The organism is Streptomyces sp. NPDC058257 (genome assembly GCF_042881845.1).
In the GTDB taxonomy this organism is placed as follows: domain Bacteria; phylum Actinomycetota; class Actinomycetes; order Streptomycetales; family Streptomycetaceae; genus Streptomyces.
The window spans coordinates 193,109-212,134 of sequence record NZ_JBHVXJ010000007.1; the positions used below are offsets into that span (position 1 = coordinate 193,109).

Annotated in this window: 18 protein-coding genes and 1 pseudogene; 11 read left to right on the plus strand and 8 right to left on the minus strand. The window is 70.2% G+C overall.

What is annotated here, in order from left to right; translation table 11 throughout:
• Positions 1-42 precede the first annotated feature (42 nt).
• Positions 43-825 carry a thioesterase family protein gene (locus ACFVXC_RS19505; RefSeq protein ID WP_389906656.1) on the minus strand — a complete coding sequence of 261 codons (783 nt, stop codon included), beginning with the start codon at positions 823-825 and terminating at the stop codon, positions 43-45.
• Positions 826-920: 95 nt separating this feature from the next.
• The gene (locus ACFVXC_RS19510) at positions 921-2,126 is read right to left on the minus strand and encodes an acyl-CoA dehydrogenase (RefSeq protein ID WP_389906657.1); all 1,206 of its coding nucleotides are present in this window, start codon (positions 2,124-2,126) and stop codon (positions 921-923) included.
• Positions 2,127-2,343: 217 nt separating this feature from the next.
• Between ACFVXC_RS19510 and ACFVXC_RS19515 the strand changes: the two genes are divergently transcribed.
• The gene (locus tag ACFVXC_RS19515) at positions 2,344-2,565 is read left to right on the plus strand and encodes a hypothetical protein (RefSeq protein ID WP_389906658.1); all 222 of its coding nucleotides are present in this window, start codon (positions 2,344-2,346) and stop codon (positions 2,563-2,565) included.
• Between the two features lie 142 nt (positions 2,566-2,707).
• Here the strand turns inward: ACFVXC_RS19515 and ACFVXC_RS19520 are convergent, their stop codons facing one another.
• Positions 2,708-3,166 carry an RrF2 family transcriptional regulator gene (locus tag ACFVXC_RS19520; RefSeq protein WP_389906659.1) on the minus strand — a complete coding sequence of 153 codons (459 nt, stop codon included), beginning with the start codon at positions 3,164-3,166 and terminating at the stop codon, positions 2,708-2,710.
• Positions 3,167-3,415: 249 nt separating this feature from the next.
• Here ACFVXC_RS19520 and ACFVXC_RS19525 point away from each other — a divergent pair, with 249 nt between their 5' ends.
• The 7 genes and pseudogenes from ACFVXC_RS19525 to ACFVXC_RS19555 all read left to right on the plus strand — a co-directional run.
• Positions 3,416-3,493, plus strand: coding sequence for a putative leader peptide (locus ACFVXC_RS19525; RefSeq protein ID WP_389906935.1), 78 nt, complete (start codon positions 3,416-3,418; stop codon positions 3,491-3,493).
• Positions 3,494-3,646: 153 nt separating this feature from the next.
• Positions 3,647-4,654 carry a TauD/TfdA dioxygenase family protein gene (locus tag ACFVXC_RS19530; protein ID WP_389906660.1) on the plus strand — a complete coding sequence of 336 codons (1,008 nt, stop codon included), beginning with the start codon at positions 3,647-3,649 and terminating at the stop codon, positions 4,652-4,654.
• Positions 4,655-5,008: 354 nt separating this feature from the next.
• Positions 5,009-5,236, plus strand: coding sequence for a type A2 lantipeptide (locus tag ACFVXC_RS19535; protein WP_383278155.1), 228 nt, complete (start codon positions 5,009-5,011; stop codon positions 5,234-5,236).
• A gap of 110 nt (positions 5,237-5,346) precedes the next feature.
• Positions 5,347-6,153: an HlyD family efflux transporter periplasmic adaptor subunit gene (locus tag ACFVXC_RS19540; protein ID WP_389906661.1), complete on the plus strand. Its 807-nt coding sequence runs from the start codon at positions 5,347-5,349 to the stop codon at positions 6,151-6,153.
• The gene (locus tag ACFVXC_RS19545) at positions 6,150-8,435 is read left to right on the plus strand and encodes an NHLP family bacteriocin export ABC transporter peptidase/permease/ATPase subunit (RefSeq protein WP_389906662.1); all 2,286 of its coding nucleotides are present in this window, start codon (positions 6,150-6,152) and stop codon (positions 8,433-8,435) included. The genes ACFVXC_RS19540 and ACFVXC_RS19545 overlap by 4 nt, the downstream gene beginning before the upstream one ends.
• 1 nt (position 8,436) lies before the next feature.
• Positions 8,437-11,295, plus strand: coding sequence for an NHLP bacteriocin export ABC transporter permease/ATPase subunit (locus ACFVXC_RS19550; protein WP_389906663.1), 2,859 nt, complete (start codon positions 8,437-8,439; stop codon positions 11,293-11,295).
• A gap of 111 nt (positions 11,296-11,406) precedes the next feature.
• A pseudogene (locus ACFVXC_RS19555) lies at positions 11,407-11,770 on the plus strand (DUF6745 domain-containing protein); the annotation flags it as partial.
• A 30-nt stretch (positions 11,771-11,800) separates the two neighbouring features.
• Here ACFVXC_RS19555 and ACFVXC_RS19560 read toward each other — a convergent pair.
• From ACFVXC_RS19560 to ACFVXC_RS19570, 3 genes are all read right to left on the minus strand, one after another.
• Positions 11,801-12,979: a serine hydrolase domain-containing protein gene (locus ACFVXC_RS19560; RefSeq protein WP_389906664.1), complete on the minus strand. Its 1,179-nt coding sequence runs from the start codon at positions 12,977-12,979 to the stop codon at positions 11,801-11,803.
• A 191-nt stretch (positions 12,980-13,170) separates the two neighbouring features.
• Positions 13,171-13,686, minus strand: coding sequence for a lytic polysaccharide monooxygenase auxiliary activity family 9 protein (locus ACFVXC_RS19565; RefSeq protein ID WP_389906665.1), 516 nt, complete (start codon positions 13,684-13,686; stop codon positions 13,171-13,173).
• 143 nt (positions 13,687-13,829) lie between these two features.
• Positions 13,830-14,177, minus strand: coding sequence for a DoxX family protein (locus ACFVXC_RS19570; RefSeq protein WP_389906666.1), 348 nt, complete (start codon positions 14,175-14,177; stop codon positions 13,830-13,832).
• A 301-nt stretch (positions 14,178-14,478) separates the two neighbouring features.
• On the opposite strand from ACFVXC_RS19570, the gene ACFVXC_RS19575 reads away from it, so the two are divergent.
• Positions 14,479-15,402, plus strand: a complete 924-nt coding sequence (locus tag ACFVXC_RS19575) for an NADP-dependent oxidoreductase (protein WP_389906667.1) — start codon at positions 14,479-14,481, stop codon at positions 15,400-15,402.
• A 49-nt stretch (positions 15,403-15,451) separates the two neighbouring features.
• Positions 15,452-16,390 (plus strand): cupin domain-containing protein, encoded by a 939-nt coding sequence (locus ACFVXC_RS19580; protein WP_389906668.1) that lies wholly within the window; start codon positions 15,452-15,454, stop codon positions 16,388-16,390.
• Between the two features lie 10 nt (positions 16,391-16,400).
• Here ACFVXC_RS19580 and ACFVXC_RS19585 read toward each other — a convergent pair whose 3' ends face one another.
• Positions 16,401-16,877, minus strand: coding sequence for a carboxymuconolactone decarboxylase family protein (locus ACFVXC_RS19585; protein ID WP_389906669.1), 477 nt, complete (start codon positions 16,875-16,877; stop codon positions 16,401-16,403).
• A 106-nt stretch (positions 16,878-16,983) separates the two neighbouring features.
• Complete coding sequence (locus ACFVXC_RS19590; protein WP_389906670.1) at positions 16,984-17,736, minus strand: sulfite exporter TauE/SafE family protein; 753 nt, start codon at positions 17,734-17,736, stop codon at positions 16,984-16,986.
• A gap of 270 nt (positions 17,737-18,006) precedes the next feature.
• Between ACFVXC_RS19590 and ACFVXC_RS19595 the strand changes: the two genes are divergently transcribed.
• The gene (locus tag ACFVXC_RS19595; protein ID WP_389906671.1) at positions 18,007-18,939 is read left to right on the plus strand and encodes a LysR substrate-binding domain-containing protein; all 933 of its coding nucleotides are present in this window, start codon (positions 18,007-18,009) and stop codon (positions 18,937-18,939) included.
• Positions 18,940-19,026: the final 87 nt, after the last annotated feature.

A 19,026-nucleotide genomic window follows, 5' to 3' on the forward strand; every position in this document is an offset into this window, starting at 1 on the left:
GATGTCATGGACGCGACATGCGGGGCGGAGGGGTCATCTCCTCTACAGGGGACGGACGGTGAGGATCTGCTGCGCGTGTCCGACAGGGCCGTTGATGTCGTGCAGGACGGTGCTGGTGATGCCCTGGCCGGTCGGTCCGAAGGTCACCGTGGTGTCGAGTCCGGTCCAGCGCCCTTCAGGCTGCCGGTGCAGGTGCACGGTGAGGTCGACGTTGGGGAACATCCAGGCGGTGGGCGACTGGCGGACGGCGATGCCGTTGGCGGTGTCGACGAGTGCGATGTAGGACGCCAGCGGGCTCGCGCTCTGCCCGGCGACGAGGTCGAGACCGGTGGAGATCCACGCCGTCGTACGACCCGGCTGCGGGGGCGCGAGCGGGCGGACGTCCAGCGAGGCGATGTATCCGCCGGGCCACACGGAGGCCATGTGCCATGGCGTGAGCGCGTCCGGCGGCGTGAGCTCGTCGGCACCGCCGCCCGCGACGGCGCTGGTGTCACCGGACGCGAGGAGCCAGGCCCTGGCTCGCACCACCGGGCGGTCGGCCATCAGCAGGACGGCCTCGACCAGTTCGATGGTGCGGCCGGGGCGGACGGTCTCCACCCTGATCTCGCACTCGTCGAGGGCGAGGCGCCCGAGGATGTCGAAGCTGATCCGGGCCAGGACCAGGCCACTGTCCGGCCGAGCGGCCAGGTGCCGGTCGATGGCGTGCACGATGAGGCCGCCGAGCGGGCTGAAGTGCTGTTCGTCGATGTCCCAGGCGCCGCCAGCGTGGAGCGTGGGCTTGTAGCGGTGCTCGTCGATGGGCTCGTAATAGCTGCCGGTGTTCAACGGACGCTTCCCTCTCGGCCTCGCGGATGCTGGGTCCCAGTATCCGAAGATCGTACGGGCCGGAGAAAGGCTGCGCAGAGGTCGAGCCCGGACGGCTATTGAAGCCCGTTGAGGTAGTGCTCGCCGATGTCGCGGAGGCGGTGCGCGGCGGAGCCGTGGGCCGTCAGGGCGCGGGCGTTGCGCCAGAACCTGTCGAGGCCGGGGTCGGTCGAAGACGGAGGCGCGTCGGCGGTGACTTCGAGGACGCGGGTGGTGATGTGCAGGGCGGCCTGGGCCGTGACCGCTTCGGCCGCGCCCACGAGGAACGCGATGTCGGCCCGCTCGTCGGCGCCGAGCGCGGGGCCGGTCCCAAGACCCTGGGCCAACGCCTCCGTCGCGCGTTCCGCCACCGCCGCCGCACTGTGTGCGGCCGTGGCCAATTCCCCGTAGGCGAGCAGCAGATAGGGGTCCGTGGGCGGTGGCCCACAGTCGCCGCCGGTGTCGAGCGCCGCCAGCGGGCCCGGGCGCGGCAGGGCGCGACTGATGTCCCGCGCCTCGGCCAGGGCACCCTCCGCGTTGCCCAGGCCGACCTGGACGAGAAGGAGACGGCGGGTCAGTGGGGCGAGCGCGGTGAACGGCGAGATCTCGTGCTCGTCGACGGGGACCGTGCCGAGCACTTGGTCCGCCGAAACCGGTACGTCGTCGTAGCTGACGCCGCCCGCGCCGCTGAGGCGCTGCCCGAGCGGGTCGTGCGCGGGTTCCGTGGAGACGCCGGGGTGGGCGGGGTTCACATGGACGACCACCCATTCACCGGTGTCCGTGCGCCGTGCCGTATGGACGAGCCGGTCGGCGACGGCGACACCCGCGGTGAGGGGTCGGCGCCCGTGCAGGACGTATCCGTCGGCGGTCGGCGTGAGGGCGAGGTCGGTGCCCGTCTGCGCGTCCGGCAATTCGATGTCACCGCCGTAGAGCCACTGCTCGTGCACGGCGCGCAGTTCGAGCGCGGCGGCGTCCTCCGGGGCGGCGAAGAGGCGGGGGCTCCACGACAGGGCGTGATGGTGCGCGAGGAGTTCGGCGATGGAGCTGTCCGCCGCGGCGATGTCCCTGACCGCCGTACAGGCCGTACGCCAGTCGCTGCCCCTGCCGCCCTGGCTGTCCTGGCCGGACGGCGTCAGGAGCGCGGGCAGTCCCGCCTCACGGAGCCGCGAGACCTCGTCGAACGGGGGCTTGCCCGCCCGGTCGCGCAGGTCCGCGTCGACGGCGAGGTCATCGGCGAGTTCCCGGACGACGCGCGGCGAGGCGGAGGGGATCAGCGTTGTCACGGGGACGCCTCACAGATTCCTAGTTTCCCTACCTGATTGATAGGAATAGTGTGCTCGAACTCCTGTAGCGGCAAGGGGGTGTTCAACAGGCGGACGGCGGTGTCTCGCCCTGTGGGATCTCGACGGTTGGACCGTCACGGGCCGCTCCCGCCGATCGCCCCGCCGCCGCACCGAAATTCGGTTACGGAACCACAGCCCGGATGCCTAGCATCGGGGTATGCCAAGACCTTCCGGGTTCACCTACGAGCAGCGTCCCGAGGCCGGTGTGACGATCACCCACCACGGCCGTGTGGCCGGCACGCTGCGAGGTGCGCGCGCCGAGAAGTTCCTCGCCGAGGTCGAGTCGGGCGACGCCCAGCTGGTGATGGCCCGCTGGACAGGTGCGTACAAGCACGGCAATGAGCGCACGGCGCGCGACCACCCACGCAACCGGCGTTGATCGGTTGCCGTGATACTCCGCTCCAACCCGTTCGTGGGCGTGCGCCTTGAAGGAGTGAGCGCGGTCTTCACCAGCGGCTGGGGGGAACCAGTCGGTCCTCGGCCTCACCGGCAGGCCCGCGCTTGCCTGGAGGGCTCGGGGGCTACGGGTTCGTCCAAGCCGCGGGGTCCGCGGCGAGCTCTGTGACGGGGTTCGGCAGTTCGGCGCCCGCGACATCGGCCAGGGACACGCCCTCGAGGATCTGGCGGACATTCGCCCGCAACGCGATCCACAGCGGCAGCAGCGATTCCGCGGGCCCGCTGTAGGTCAGCTCGGGAGGCCGGACGCCGCGCACCGACACGAGGGGGCCCTCCACGACGCGGATGACGTCGGCGATGCTGATGCTGCCCGCGGGCCGGGCCAGGCGGTAGCCGCCGTTGCCGCCGCGCTGGCTGAGGACGAGACCGCCGCGCCGCATGTCGTTGAGGATGCCTTCGAGGAACTTGTGCGGGATGTCCTGGGCCTCTGCGATGGCCTCGGCCTTCAGCGGCCCGTCGTCCTGGCACGCGGCGAGTTGCAGCGCGGCACGTACCGCGTAGTCCGCCCTGGCTGAGATCCGCATGGCCGCATTATGCTGCACCGCCCTGAACGGAACGTATCGCCCCTGGTCATGGAGTGATGTCGTCGAGAGCCGGCCGGCGAGTGACCCGTCGGGCCGCGCGGAACCCGGCCGGACGCTCCGGGTGACGGCCAGATGTCCCGGGGGTGAGAGAGCCGCCCGGCGCACCGGGCTCATTGCAGGGTCGTGAAGCGGGCGGGGAAGGTCTTGCCCCGCTTTCGGCGGGCGACCATGCTCCTGGACATGACCGCGATGACCCTTCTCGTCCCGCGGCTCCACGTGGACCTGGGCCGCCTCGCCTCCGCGGCGTGTCGTCCGCGCGTGGCCTGAGCGCCGCCCGCGCCTTTCGCCGGGCTGCCACCGCTGCCGCTGACGCTCGGTCAGCCGGACTTCCCTCTCCTCTCGCCCTGCCCTCTCTCCCTCGCGTCCGCGCGCCTCGACTCGGCCGGACAGCGATGTCATCCACCGAAGGGATCTCACCCCATGACGTCCGCACCCGCCCCCGCACTGGAGACCCCCACCCTCACCGTTCAGAAAGTGGGCGGCCGGATCGGCGCCGTCCTCTCCGGAGTCCGCCTCGGCGGTGACCTGGACGAGGCGACCGTGGCCGCCGTGCGCGCCGCGCTGCTCGAGCACAAGGTCGTCTTCTTCCGCGATCAGCGGCACCTCGACAAAGAGAGCCACGAGGCCTTCGCCCGCCTGCTCGGTACTCCCGTCGCCCATCCCACCGTGCCTTCCGTGGACGGCCGTTACGCCCTCGGCATCGACAACGAACACGGCGGCCGCGCCAATCAATGGCACACCGACGTCACGTTCGTGCCCGCCTACCCGGCCTTCTCCATCCTGCGCGCCGAGGTCATCCCGCCGTACGGCGGCAACACCCTGTGGTCCAACACGGCGGCCGCGTACAAGGACCTGCCCGAGCCGCTGCGGGTGCTCGCCGACAGCGTGCGCGGTGTGCACACCAACGACTACGACTACGCGGCATCGCGCCCCGGAGCCTCCTCCGCCGCGCTCGACCAGCATCGGAAGGTGTTCACCGCGGTCAAGTTCCAGACCGAGCACCCCGTGGTCCGCGTCCACCCCGAGACCGGTGAACGCACCCTGATCCTGGGCAACTTCCTGCAGAAGCTGAGCGGCTTCCGTGCCGCCGACTCCCGCGCCCTGATCGGCGTACTCCAGTCGCACGTGGAGCGGCCGGAGAACACGGTCCGCTGGCAGTGGCGCGCGGGTGACGTCGCCATCTGGGACAACCGGGCCACGCAGCACTACGGAGTCGACGACTCCGACGACCACGAGCGAACCCTGCGCCGCGTCACCATCGACGGCGACGTGCCGGTCGGCGTCGACGGCCGCCGCTCGGTGCTGCTCGCCCCGGACGCGGTGCCGGAGCCCGTTCACGGGATCGCCTCCGGCGCCTCCACCGACGGCGCGGTCGCGGAGGGGGGCCTCGGTGTCCCCTTCGGCGACGATTCGGCACGCCTTCAATAAACCTGCACATCGAATGCGCAGCGCAGTCACGCTATTCGGCGAATACTCCACACCGAGTCTTGTGCATTGACCACAGAACTCGCGCTTTGGTGCGAGAGTGTCCGCTTTGTTGGAAGGAGTCCTTCCGGTCGCGGGATTTCCTTCTGTGAATCTTGTGAAGGAGCTGCCCCCACGTAGTGAACATGCCTGCACCCAGCGGTGATGTGACGTCGTGAGTGCCGTTGGTCGTTGCCTCGTCGATTGGATGTACGACGTGCGAACGTGCTTTGATCCTCGCCATCGCGGAATTCGCACATCAGGTTCCGCGGTGTTGGAAACACTTTTGCAACATTCATGAGAAGGGCAGCTCACACCATGAACTACACCCCCCAGGTCGAGACCCTCGAGATTTCCGACGCCGACCTCGACAACGTCTCCGGTGGCCTCGTCGCCGGTGTCGCGGGCAACGTCACGGACACCGTTGACTCCATCGCCCCGGTCTCGGGCGTCGTCGGCGGCGTCGTCGGCACGGTCGAGGGTGCCACCGGCCTGAACACCGGCGCGGTCACGGGCCTCGCCGGCGGTCTGACCGCTGGTCTCTGAGCCTCAGCTCACTGAGACGCCATGATTCGTGAGCCCCGGAACCACTGGTTCCGGGGCTCACGAACGCCACGGGCAACCAGACGCCACAGGCAAAGTAAGGGAAGCGTTCCGTGCAGTTCCGCCAACAGGCTCTGTCCAAGCTGCAGTCGCCCGAGGAACTCGACCTTCCCGTGCGCTACGCCCGGCCCCAGGGCCTGCTCGTACTCGCCGTCACCGTCGTCGTCATGATCGCCGCGAGCGTCTGGGCCGTGACCGGCTCGATCTCCTCCACACTTCGGGCACCCGGCATCCTCACCCACGGCCAGGGCAGTTACGTCCTGCAGAGCCCCGTCACCGGACAGGTGACCCGCGTCCTGGCCGAAGAGGGGAAACGGGTCGCCGCCGGAGCGCCCGTGCTCAAAGTCCGTACGGACCAGGGCGACAAGGTCGTACGCTCCATCGCCGCGGGCCGGGTGACCACGCTGGTCGCCAGGATCGGCACCGTCGTCACCACCGGCGCCGACGTCGCGACCGTCGAGCGTGTCTCGGGCAGCGACGACCCGCTCCTGGCGATGCTCTACGTACCCGCGGACAGCGCGGCCACCGTACCCGTCGGCGCCTCGGTGGACCTCACGGTCCAGTCCGTGCCCACACAGGAGTACGGCATGCTGCGCGGCCGCGTGAAGGCGATCGGGCGAGCCGCCCAGAGCGAACAGAAGATCAGCGGGTTCCTCGGCGACAAGGAACTGGCCGGGCAGTTCACCAAGGACGGGCCACCCGTGGGCGTCCTCGTGGAGCTCGAACGCTCCTCGTCCTCCAAGTCCGGCTACCAGTGGTCATCCGGCGGCGGCCCGCCCTTCGCGCTCGACTCCATGACCGTGGCCGACGGCGCCTTCCACCTCGCCGAGCAGCGCCCGATCGATTGGCTGCTTCCGTGACCGCACCACAACCCTCCCCGGCACACCAGCGGCAACTGCCGCCCCCCGGCGGCCGTCGCAGGCACCGCCCCGAGCCCCCGCAGCGCGGCCGCCGCCGCGCCGCGCCGCGACCGGCGTCGAAGGGCAAGCGGCAGAAAACCGTCCGCACCCCCACCGTCCTGCAGATGGAAGCAGTGGAGTGCGGCGCCGCCGCACTCGCCATGGTCCTCGCCCACTACGGCAGGCATGTCCCCCTGGAGGAGCTGCGCATAGCGTGCGGCGTCTCCCGCGACGGTTCACGGGCCAGCAATCTCCTGAAGGCGGCGCGCAGTTACGGCCTGACCGCCAAGGGCATGCAGATGGAACCGGCCGCGCTCGCCGAGGTGAAGGCGCCCGCGATCCTCTTCTGGGAGTTCAACCACTACGTCGTCTACGACGGCTCGGGGCGCCGCCTCGGCCGCCGGGGCGTGCACATCAACGACCCGGACAAGGGGCGCCGCTTCGTCCCCTCGGAGGACTTCGACACCAGCTTCACCGGTGTCGTCCTGGTCCTCGAACCGGGTGAGAACTTCCGCACCGGAGGGCGCAGACCCGGCGTCATGCGGGCGCTCCCCGCACGGCTTCGCGGCACCACGGGCACCATGCTCGCCGCGCTCTTCGCCAGCCTGCTGCTCGTCGCGGTCGGCGCGGCACTGCCCGCGCTCAGCCGCACGTACATCGACCTGTTCCTGATCGGCAACCAGACCTCCCTCCTCGGTGCGCTGTTCGCGTCGATGGGCGCGATGGTGGCGCTCACCGTGGTCCTGACCTGGCTGCAACAGGCGAATCTGCTCCGCGGGCGCATCATCTCCTCAACGCTGAGCAGCGCCCGCTTCCTGCGCCATCTGCTGCGTCTGCCCGTCACGTTCTACGCCCAGCGCAGCCCCGCCGACCTCGTCCAGCGACTCGCCTCCAACGACGCCGTCGCCGAGACTCTGGCCCGCGACCTCACGGCCGCGGGTGTCGACGGCATCGTCGTACTCCTCTACGCGGCCCTGCTGTGGACGTACGACCCTCAGCTCACCCTCGTCGGTGTCGGTATCGCCCTCCTCAACATCGTCGCGATGCGCATCGTCATCAGACTGCGGGCCACCGGCACCCAGAAGCTGCGCGCCGACAGCGCCAAGCTCACCAACACCTCCTACACCGGCCTGCAACTGATCGAGACCATGAAGGCCACCGGCGGCGAGAACGGCTACTTCCGGCGGTGGGCGGGCCAGCACGCCACCACCCTTGAGGAGCAGCAGCGTCTCGGTGTGCCGAGCGCCTGGCTCGGCGTCGCCGCACCGACCCTCGCGACGCTCAACAGCGCGCTGATCCTGTGGATCGGCGGCCTGCGCGCGGTGGAAGGACACCTCTCGATCGGCCTGCTCGTCGCGTTCCAGGCCCTCGTCACCCGCTTCACCGCGCCGATCACCCGCCTCAACGGCGTCGCGGGCCGCATCCAGGACTTCGGCGCCGACGTCGCCCGCCTCAAGGACGTCGAGAACTTTCCCGTCGACACGCTCTACTCCCGCCCCGAACCGGCCGCGAGCACCCGCCGCCTCAAGGGCCACGTCACGCTCGACGGCATCACCTTCGGCTACAGCCCCCTCGACAAGCCGCTCCTGACCGGCTTCTCGCTGTCCGTGGGCCCCGGGCAGCAGGTCGCGCTCGTCGGTGGTTCGGGCAGTGGCAAGTCGACCGTCTCCCGGCTGATCTCGGGGCTCTACAGCCCCTGGGAGGGCACGATCCGCATCGACGGACAGCGCCTGGAGGACATCCCGCGCGGGGCGCTCGCCGCCTCCGTCTCCTTCGTCGACCAGGACGTGTTCCTCTTCGAGGGCACCATCCGCGACAACGTCGCACTGTGGGACCCCTCCATCCCGGACGACGCCGTCGTGGCCGCCCTCAAGGACGCCTGCCTGTTCGACGTCGTGGCCCGCAGGCCCGGTGGCATCCACGGCCGCGTCGAGCAGGACGGCCGCAACTTCTCCGGCGGACAGCGTCAGCGCCTGGAGATCGCGCGGGCCCTTGTCCGCCGCCCCAGCATCCTCGTCCTCGACGAGGTGACCAGCGCCCTGGACGCGCAGACCGAGCAGGTCATCATCGACAATCTGCGCCGCCGCGGCTGCGCCTGCGTCGTCATCGCGCACCGCCTGAGCACCGTGCGCGACAGCGACGAGATCGTCGTGCTCGACCACGGCTCGGTCGTGGAGCGCGGACGCCACGAACACCTCGTCGCCGCCGGCGGACCCTACGCCGACCTGGTCAAGGAGCACTGAGGTGACCTCGGTACCGCAACAGCACGACGCCTACGCCCAAGACTCGGTCGCCGCCGCCTTCGGTGCGCTCGGCACCCCGGCCGACTGCACGGGCCTGCGCAGCGTGCACCTCGAAGGCCCGCAGGTCCTCTGGCTCGTCGTGGCGGGCGCGCTCGACCTGTTCGCGGTCGACGCCGTGCAGCAGGGCCACTGGCACTTCCTCGGCCGCCTCGAACCGGGCACCCTGCTCCTGGGCCCCGTCGAAGGCCCCCAGCACACCCTCGTCGGACGCCCCCTCCAGGGCTGCGAGCTGCGCCGGATCCCGCTGCGCGAGCTGTACCGCCCCGACTACGGCGACACCTGGGCCTACGAGCAGCAGTACCCCAGTCAGTACGACACCCAGGACGCGTCCCTGAGCCTGCTCGAGCACGCCTTCGCGCTCGGCATCGGACGCAGCCACCGGGTGCTCTTCGAGGCACCGCTCGACGGCCGCACCATGGGCGACGACGTGGCGACCGACGACGACATCCTCTGGATGCCGGTGGCGCCGGGCAGCGTGCAGTACGGATCCGCCTACAGCGCCGAGGCCGCGGGCGATCTGCTCGTGGCCGCCGACATGTGGCAGCGCATGGTCAACCAGCAGTACCGGCTGCTCTCGACCCTCGACCGCTGGATCGAACGCCTGGAGCGGGCCCACGAGGACCGCACGGCAGCCGGTATCAAAGCGGGCGAGAGCGTCCGCGAGCAGGCCGACCGGACACTGATCGCCTCCATTGGCCGCTCCGGCAGGGGCGGTGGACGCCGTCCCCCGTCGCGGGGCGACGACGACGCGACGTACGCCGCCTGCCGCCTTGTCGCCGAGGCGGCGGGCATCACGCTGTCCGGCGCGGCGCGGGGCGGTGCGGTGAGCGACCGTATCGACCCGGTGGAGCAGGTCGCGGTGGCCTCGCGGATCCGCACCCGGGCCGTCCGGCTCGACGGGCGCTGGTGGCGCGAGAACACCGGCCCGCTGGTGGGACACCGCGCGGCCAGCGGCCAGCCGGTCGCGCTGCTGTGGCGGCGCGGCGGCTACGAGTCCGTGCATCCCGTGTCGGGGCGGCGCACGCGCGTCGACCAGAGCAACGCGGAGGAGTTCGAGCCGCAGGGGGTCATGTTCTACCGTCCCCTGCCGGAGAAGGGGCTGACGCCCTGGCACCTGTTCCGCTTCAGCCTGCGCGGCACGGGCGGCGACGTGCGCAATCTGGCGATCGCCGGTCTGGTGACGGTCGCGATCGGAGCACTCGTGCCGATCGCCACGGGGCAGGTGCTCGGCGTGTTCGTGCCGAACGGCGAGAAGAGCCTCATCGTCCAGGTGTCCCTGGCGGTGATGATCACGAGCATCGTCTCCGCGGCCTTCATGCTGCTCCAGAACCTCACCATCCTGCGGATGGAGGGCCGCATGGAGAGCGCCCTGCAACCAGCGGTCTGGGACCGGCTGCTGCGCCTGCCCACGCGCTTCTTCGCCTCGCGCTCCACCGGTGAACTGGCGAGCGCGGCGATGGGCGTCAGCGCGATCCGCAGGGTCCTCTCGGGCATCGGTCCCGTCGCGCTGCACGCAGGCACGGTCGGCGCGATGAACCTGGTCCTGCTCCTCCTCTACAGCGTCCCCCTGGCCCTTGCGGCCCTGGGAATGCTGACCGTCATCGCGGCCGTGTTCCTCACCCTGGGCCTGTGGGAACTGCGCTGGCAGCGCCGCCTCGTCGAGCTCAGCAACAAGCTCAACAACCAGGCGTTCCAGACGCTGCGCGGCCTGCCCAAACTCCGCGTCGCAGGGGCGGAGAGCTTCGCGTACGCGGCCTGGGCCGGGGAGTTCGCGCGCAGCCGGGAACTCCAGCAGCGCGCGGGCCGCATCAAGAACGTGACGACGGTCCTCAACTCGGTCTATCTGCCGCTGTGCACCCTCATCATGTTCATCCTCCTCGCGGGCCCGGCCCGCGGCAGCCTCACCGCGGGCGAGTTCCTCACCTTCAGCACCGCCGTGACGATGCTCCTGACGTCCGTCACACAGCTCACCGGAGCGCTCATCTCCGCGGCGGCGGTGCTTCCGATGTTCGAACAGATCAAGCCGGTGCTCGACGAGGCGCCGGAGGTGCGGGGCGCGAGCACCCAGCCGGGCGAACTGCAGGGTGAGATCGAGGCGCGGGCACTCTCCTTCCGCTACTCGGAGGACGGCCCCTTGGTCCTGGACGACGTGTCCCTTTCCATCCGGCCGGGTGAGTTCGTCGCGGTCGTCGGCCCCAGCGGCTGCGGCAAGTCGACGCTCCTTCGCCTGCTCATCGGCTTCGACAAGCCGGTCTCGGGCAGCGTCCTGTACGACGGCCAGGACCTGTCGGCCCTCGACCAGGCCGCCGTCCGCCGCCAGTGCGGTGTCGTCCTGCAGAACGCGCAGCCGCTCACCGGCTCGATCCTGGACTGCATCTGCGGCGCCGAGACGTTCACACAGGAGGAGGCGTGGGAGGCCGCGGCGATGGCGGGCCTCGCCGAGGACATCAAGCGCATGCCGATGGGCCTGCACACGATGATCTCCGGAGGCGGGGCGGTCTCCGGCGGCCAACGCCAGCGCCTGATGATCGCCCAGGCACTGATCCGCCGCCCCCGCGTCCTCTTCTTCGACGAGGCGACCAGCGCCTTGGACAACGAGACGCAGCGCACGGTCATCGACAGCACCCGCGCCCTCAACGCCACCCGCATCGTCATCGCCCACCGCCTCTCCACGGTGATGGACGCGGACCGCGTCATCGTCATGGCGGAGGGGCGAGTCGTCCAACAGGGGCCGCCCGCGCAACTGTTGGCAGACACGGGCGGGCGGCTGCATGAGCTGGTGCGGCGGCAGATGCAGTAGATGCAGCAGATGCGGTGACGTGTCCGGGGATCCGTTCCAGGACCCCGCCCGCGAAGACGTCGTACAGCGGCAGTGTCTCCAGATGGACGTAGCCGATGTGGCAGTCGCAGACGGCGTATGCCGGTGCCGGGTGAGTTCCTGCACGAACTCTCCGCGTTGACCCCCGAGCGGATACGCGCCGAGGACAACGCCGAACTGCGCCGCGTCATGCTGGAGCACTACGGCTACGACCGCTATCTGGACGAGTCCGGCGCGGTGCCCGTGCACCGCGACGAGACTGGTGTGCTCTGGCGGATCCAACTGACCGGTGACGAGGACGTGGTGATGGTCGAGGTGGTCAACTCCACCCCGGAGCCGGACGGCACGAGTCGTACGTACTGGCTGCGTGTCCCGCCCACCACACGGACGGCCAAGGAGGGTGGCGTGGACGTTCGGACTGCATCCGGACGTCTATGGGCCGGAGCGCCAGACCTGAGGCGGATCACGGGGCCGCGGGTCGGCCGGCTCAGGCCCCGGCCGCGTACCGCCAGAAGTCCCGCATCAGCTCGGGGAAGCTGGGCCCGCCCATCTGCAGCTGGCTGTACATGAGGGTGACCGTGCCGCTCGAAGGGATGATGTGCGCTGCCGTACCGGTGCCGCCGACCCAGCCGTAGCGCCCCGGGACGTTCCACGGTTCCACGGTCTCGACGTCCACCGCCCCGCCGAACCCCCAGCCCATCCCTTCGAGGAAGAGACCGGCGGATTGCCTTTCGGGCGTGCTGAGCTGATTGGTGGTCATCTTCCGCACCGAATCGGGCGAGAGCAGCCGATCCCCGTCGGCGGCCGTGCCCCCGGCCAGCAGCATGCGCCCGAAGGCGAGCCAGTCGTCGAGGGTCGAGACGAGACCACCGGCGCCGGACGGGAACGGGGGCGGGCTGCTCCACTGCCCGTCGGGGGAGTCGAGCAGTTCGAGTCCGCTCCGGGGATCGCGTTCGGGGCCTGCCTCGGCTCCGGCCGCGTAGTAACTGGTGAACCGGTCGAGCTTGCCCGGTGGCACCGAGAACGCGGTGTCGGTCATTGCGAGCGGCTCGAAGATCCGCTCGGCCAGGAACTGGGGCAGCGGCACTCCAGTGACCCGGGAGATCAGTACGCCCTGCAGGTCGGAACTGAGGTTGTACAGCCAGCCGTCCCCGGGCTGGTGGAGCAGCGGGATACGGGACAGCGCGGCCATCCAGACGTCCGGTGCCGGGACGGCCTGCGGCTGGGGAGGTCCCTGCTTCAGTTCGCTGAAGAGCGGTGCGAGCGCGGGCAGCGAGAAGTCCGAAGGGAATCCGTATCCGGAGCGGGAGGCGAGCAGATGGAACACGGTGATGGGCCGGACCGCGGGGACCACGTCGTCCAGCGGTGCGGCCGGGGTGCGGACGACGCTCGGCGACGCCAGCTCCGGCAGCCACCGTCCGACCGGATCGTCCAGCGCGATCCGTCCTTCGTCGACCAGCATCATGACGGCGGCGGCGACGATGGGTTTGGTCAGCGAGGCGATACGGAAGATGGAATCCCTTGCCATCGGGGCAGTGCCCTCGACGTCGACGGACCCGACGGCCGCGACCTCCTCGCCCCGGTCACCGCGGGCCACCAGGCCCACCGCTCCCGCCACGGAGCTGTTGCTGACGTGCGTCTCCAGAGTCTTGCGCAAATCGGCCATGCACCCACCATCTCAGCCAGGACCCGGCATCGAGCAGCATTTCGCGCCGTCCATCACGTCTCCTGGCCGCTGCACCGTCCGGCAGCGGGGTGCGTACGCGAAAGCCCGGCCTGTCGGGCCCCGGCGCGATGGCGCCGCGGCCCGGCAGACCGGGTGGGGTGGTGTGGGGGAGCCACCCCGCGCAGGGGAGCTCAGCCCTTGATGTTCACATCGATGCAGGCGTAGAAGGCGTTGGCGGTGTCGGCGATGTTCCACACGGCGAGCACCTTCTGCTTGCCGCTGAGACCTCCGAAGTCGACCTTGTGCGTGACGGTCTCACCCGGCTGGGCGCCCCCGTCGTCGACCTCGGCGATCTTGTTGCCGCCGACGAAGTACTGCCAGGTGCTGGTGCTGTGACGCGCCGTCAGTTTCCAGCTGAACTCCTGTGACGAGCCGACGTCGGTGACCTTCCAGCCCTTGCTGTCGTCGTCCAGATCGGAGAACCGTGAGTTGCCGCCGCTGCATGTCGTCTGCCCCTTGGGGCCTTCGACGCTCTGCGGTTCGTTGGCGATCTCGCCGCAGGACACGGTGCCCTCCGCGCACTGTGCCTGACGGCTCGGGGGTGAGTTGACGTAGCCGTGCGCGCTGGCCGGGGTGACGGAGGCCAGGACGAGCACCGGCGCGAATCCCGCGCCGAGAACGGCTGCCAGCTTCTGCTTCTTGTTCATCTCTGTTCCCTCTGGGTGGGGGGGGGTGAGGGGGCGAGAGACAACCGGGCGCCTCGGTCGACTCATTGGCCTAGACCATACTGGTTGTCAGGGCTCAGTCAACCCTTCAAGTAGCACTCGCGTTGCGGAAGTTACGACTGGGGCTAGGCGGCAAGGCCGAGCGCCAGGGCCCCGACCACCGGTGCCGCGTACAGGAGCGGGAACGGGATGTGCGCGTACCAGCGGGCCCGGATCACGGTGATGACGGCGCCGGTGAAGTACAGCGCCAGGCCGATTCCCGCCGCGACTCCGATCGCCGGCACGAGCAGTCCGACCAGCAGTCCCGCCGCCCCTGCGGCCTTGGCCGCGCCGAGCCAGGGCAGCCACGAGAGAGGGACGCCGTAGTCGGCCATGGGGTCCACGACCCACTTGGCGCGGAGGAAGACGGAGACGGCCGAGAAGCCCACCATGACGGCGGCCAGGACGGTGACGACAACGTAGGCGGTGGACATCAGAAATGCTCCCATCGGACGGGTGCCTGGGCGGACTTGCTCCGGCCGGGCGTCTTGAGCGCTTGAGTGCGTCACTTCCCTGACGGGCCGCACCGCAGGGATGTGACCGGGAGTGTCGTCACGAACGGTGTGACCTGGGACACGTATGGCTGAGGGTGCCGGGCATCAAGACGATGGGACATGTGGCAGAGACAGAAAGCCATTCTGCGGCTCATTCGATCTCCCTAGGGTTGGGGACACCGAGCAAGCACAATCCAGCGGAGTCGGTCCGCCCCCAGAATCCAACCCAGGGAGAGTCCCCGTGCGCGCAGTGATCCAGAAGTCTTTCGGCGGGCCCGATGTCCTCGAGGTCGTGGAGGCCGAACGGCCGAAGCCACTGGCCGGCGAGGTCCTCGTCAAGGTCCACGCCAGTGCTGTCAACCCGGCGGACATCGCCGTCAGGTCCGGTGCCTTTCCGCTGCTCGGTGAGCCGCCGTTCGGCGTGGGCTGGGACATCTCCGGGGTGGTCGAAGAGGCGGGCGCCGGGGCCCGGTTCGCGGTGGGCGACGAGGTGTACGGGATGCCGCTCTTCCCCCGTGCCGCCACCGGGTATGCCGAGTACGTCGCCGTGCCGTCCGGCCACCTCGCCCGTAAGCCCGCCTCGCTCGACCACGTGCACGCCGCCGCCGTCCCCCTCGCGGCGCTCACCGCCTGGCAAGGCCTGGTGGGGGCGGCGGACATCAAGGAGGGCGACCGGGTGCTGATCCAGCGGGCGGCCGGTGGAGTCGGCCACTTCGCGGTGCAAATCGCGAAGGCGCGTGGGGCGCGGGTGATCGCGATCGCCAGTGCGGCACGACAGGACTTCGTACGCGGCCTCGGCGCCGACGAGATCATCGACTACCGGACCACCGACTTCACCGAGGCGGTCAAGGACGTGGACGTGGTGCTCGACTCCATGGCCCAGGGCGATCTCTCGCTCGACGTGGTGCGCCCCGGCGGCGTACTCATCAGCATCCTGGAACACCAGGACCGGGAGCTCGCCGCGCGCGTCGAGGCCGCCGGGCGGCGCTTCGCCGGAGTCATGGTCGAACCGGACTCCGCCGGGCTCGAAGCGCTCGCCGAGCTGATCGACGCGGGCCGGGTCCGGCCCTACGTCGAGGAGACGTTTCCGCTGGCGGAGGCCGGTAAGGCACACGAGCTCGTCGCTGCGGGACACGTACAGGGCAAGATTGTCCTGACGGTCTGAACAGGCCGACCGCGGCGGGCGGCAGCAGCACCAGGAAGGGCGAGGCCGGATGGACATCCTCACCGAGGCACTGGCCTCGATGCGCACCGGACACCCGGCGTCCGCGCGGACCAACGGCCGCGCCCCCTGGGGCCTGACCCTGCCACCCGTCGCGGGCGCGAGCTTCCACGTCGTCCTCTACGGCACCTGCTGGCTGGTCCCGCTGCCCGACGTGCCCCCACACCTGAAGCCGATTCAGCTGAATCCAGGGGACGTGATCTTCCTGCGCGGCGGGCGGGGCCATGTCCTCGCCGACCATCCCTCGACCTCGGCCGAGGAGTGCGAGAGCGAGCAGTTCCGCGGGAGTTCACCGATCGGCTCGATCACGCTCGGCGGCGAGGGCGCCGAGACCAGGCTGCTGTGCGGCAGCTACCACCTGGACCAGGGGCGACCGCACCCGCTGGTGCGCCAGCTGCCCGAGGTGATCCATCTCCCGACGCGGCACGGACACCATCCGGAGCTGAGCGCCGCCGTCCAACTCCTCGGTTCCGAGCTGGAGAACCCGCGCATGGGCTCGGACGGCATCGTGCCCACCCTGATCGACTCGCTCCTCCTCTACATCCTGCGGGCCTGGCTCGACGACCAGCCCCCGGACGCCGCACAGGGCTGGGCCGCCGCCCTGCGGGACTCGGCTGTCGCGCCCGCCCTGACGGCCATGCACGACCACCCCGCGGCTTCGTGGACGGTCGAGTCCCTGGCGGAGCAGGCCGGGTTGTCCCGCGCCGCGTTCGCCCGGAGGTTCGCCACTCTGGTCGGCGAACCGCCGATGGCGTACCTGACCCGCTGGCGCATGACGACAGCCGCGCGCATGCTGCGCGAGTCCGACGCCCCGCTGACAACGGTCGCCGCCCGCACCGGATACGGCTCGGAGTTCGCCTTCGCCAAGGCCTTCAAACGGGAGTACGGCCTGGCGCCGGGAGGATACCGGCGCCAGAGCAGGGCGGCCTAGTGGCTTCCCGTCATCCGAACTGGCCCGGCTGGTAGTCGCCCGCGGGCTGCTGGACGATGACGTTGAGGCGGTTGGCGGCGTTAATGAGGGCGATGAGCGTCACCAGGGCGGAGAGCTGGTCCTCGTCGTAGTGCTTGGCGGCGTTCGCCCACGCCTCGTCCGTGACACCTCCGGCAGCGTCGGCGATGCGCGTCCCCTGCTCGGTCAGCTCCAGGGCGGCCCGCTCGGCGTCGGTGAAGACCTTGGCCTCGCGCCAGGCGGCGACCAGGTTGATGCGGACCGGGGTCTCCCCGGCGTGCGCGGCGTCCTTGGTGTGCATGTCGGTGCAGAATCCGCAGCCGTTGATCTGGCTCGCCCGGAGCATCACCAGGTCCTGGGTCCTCGACGGCAGCGTCGACTCCGAGATGATCACCTTGCTCGCCGAGGCGAGGTGCTTGAAGGCCTTGGCCACGAGCGGGCTGTTGAGCAGGTTCAAGCGGGCTTCCATGGTGCGCTCCTTGGCGTTGTCAGTGTTTACACCTCCTACACGGATGGGGTCGACGTGATTCGACAGGGATGATTGTGACGCGCGTCTCCTTCGCGCGGCGCGACCCTCAGACGGCCACGGCGATGGCCGCGGTCACACCGACGGCGACAATGAGCCCGCGCAGCACGGCGGGTGACAGGCGGCGGCCCACCCGCGCGCCGATCAGACCGCCCAGGGTCGAGCCGAGGGCGATCACGCCGACCACTGTCCAGTCGACGCTCGCCACCGCGATGAAGATGACCGCGGCGACACCGTTCACGATGGACGCGAGGACGTTCTTGACGGCGTTCAGACGCTGCAGGTCATCCCGGAGGAACGACCCGAACAGGCCCATGAGCAGCACCCCTTGGGCCGCACCGAAGTAGCCGCCGTAGACGCCGGTGCCCAGGACGCCCGCCCACAGGGGGACGCCGCCGTCCTCACGGCCGCGGCTGTCGCGCCGTGCGAGCCATTTCTGGAGGCGGGGCTGCAACAACAGCAGCGCGCAGGCGAGCAGGATCAGGACGGGCACCGCGGAACGGAACGTGTCGGCGGACAGCTTCAGGAGCAGCACCGCTCCCGTGACACCGCCCAGGAGCGACGCGAGGCCGAGCCTGATGAGGCGGCGCCGCTGGCCTCTGAGCTCGGCGCGATATCCGTACGCCGCGCTGATCACGCCCGGTACGAGTCCGATGGTGTTGGAGACATTGGCCAGCACGGGCGGGTATCCGAAGGCGAGCAGCGTGGGGAAGGTGATCATGGTGCCGGAGCCGACCACCGCGTTGATGCCGCCGGCCGCGACGGCCGCGGCCGCTATGGCCACTGTCTCGAGTGCGTGCATGGATCGCCTTTCCCGGGGCGGTCGGAGTACCGGAGTGCGGGCAGCCCGGGACGGAGAACTGTGGAGTGGACGGGGCGGGCAGGCCTGGAGCGGACGGGACGGAGAAGTCTGGAGCAGGTCGGCACCCGGCCCGGCCCGCACGCTTCCGGATGAACGTGCGGGCCGGGCCAGGTTGCCGCCTTTGGGCCCGAGGAGATCGTCCCGCCGACCCAACACCCAAGTCAATCCTCGGATTTCCTTGCAGACCTCCAAGCTGTAGCTTCACCATCCATGACTCTCGACGACCTACGCGTCTTCGTGGCCGCCTGCCGAACGGGCAGCCTCAGCGCCGTCGCCCGCGACCTCTCCTGTACGCAGTCGGCGGTCAGCCAGCACATCAAGCGCCTGGAGCGGGAGCTGGGGCTCAGCCTCCTCGAACGCCATCCGCGCGGAGTCGTACCCACCCCGGCCGGACAGCTCCTGCAGAACGCGGCGGCCGGCGGCCTCGGCGACATCGACCACGCCCTGCGTCGGCTGAACGATCTGGCGCACGGCGAGGCCGGATCGGTACGGATCACCACCGGCGCCACGACGGTGCGGCACTTCCTCTCCGACGCGATCGTTGCCTTCCGGCGCCGCCATCCCCAGGTGAGCCTCGAATTCCAGACCGCGCACTCCAGCCGCAGCTGCTTCGACGCCCTCATCGCGGGCGGTCTCGACCTGGCCTGGATCACCCTCGGCGCACCGGTGAAGGGCATCGAGCAACGCCCCGTCATCGAACTTCCCTGGGTGCTCGCCGTCCACCGTGACGACCCCATCGCGGCGAAGCCGCTGATCACCACAGCCGACTTGGCCGAAATTCAGCTCATCGGGCTTCCGGAGGAAACGACCTCCCGCGCACGCCTGGACGCCTGGTTCACCGAGCACGGCGTCAGCCCGGCCTCCGACACCAGCGTCGCCGACTGGGACACCGCCCTCCTGCTCGCCGAACTCGGCCTGGGCCACGCGATCGTCCCCGATCTGCCGGGGTGGCGCGGCCCGGGCCACCCCGATCTGCACCTGATTCCCATACCGGAGCTGCCCACGCTGTGGACCGGCTGGGCGGTACGCCGCTGGGACGCACTGTCCCCCTTGGCCAAGTCCTTCGCCGTCACGGTCGGCCACAACTGCCCTGTCGGACGCGTCCGCGGGCAGGCGTCCGCGGAGGGCCACGGAGAAAGCTGACTGTCAGCGGCTGTCTGACCGTCCGACCGTCTGACCGTCCGACCGTCTGGCCGTCTGGCCGTCTGGCCGTCTGTAGCGTTCGATGAG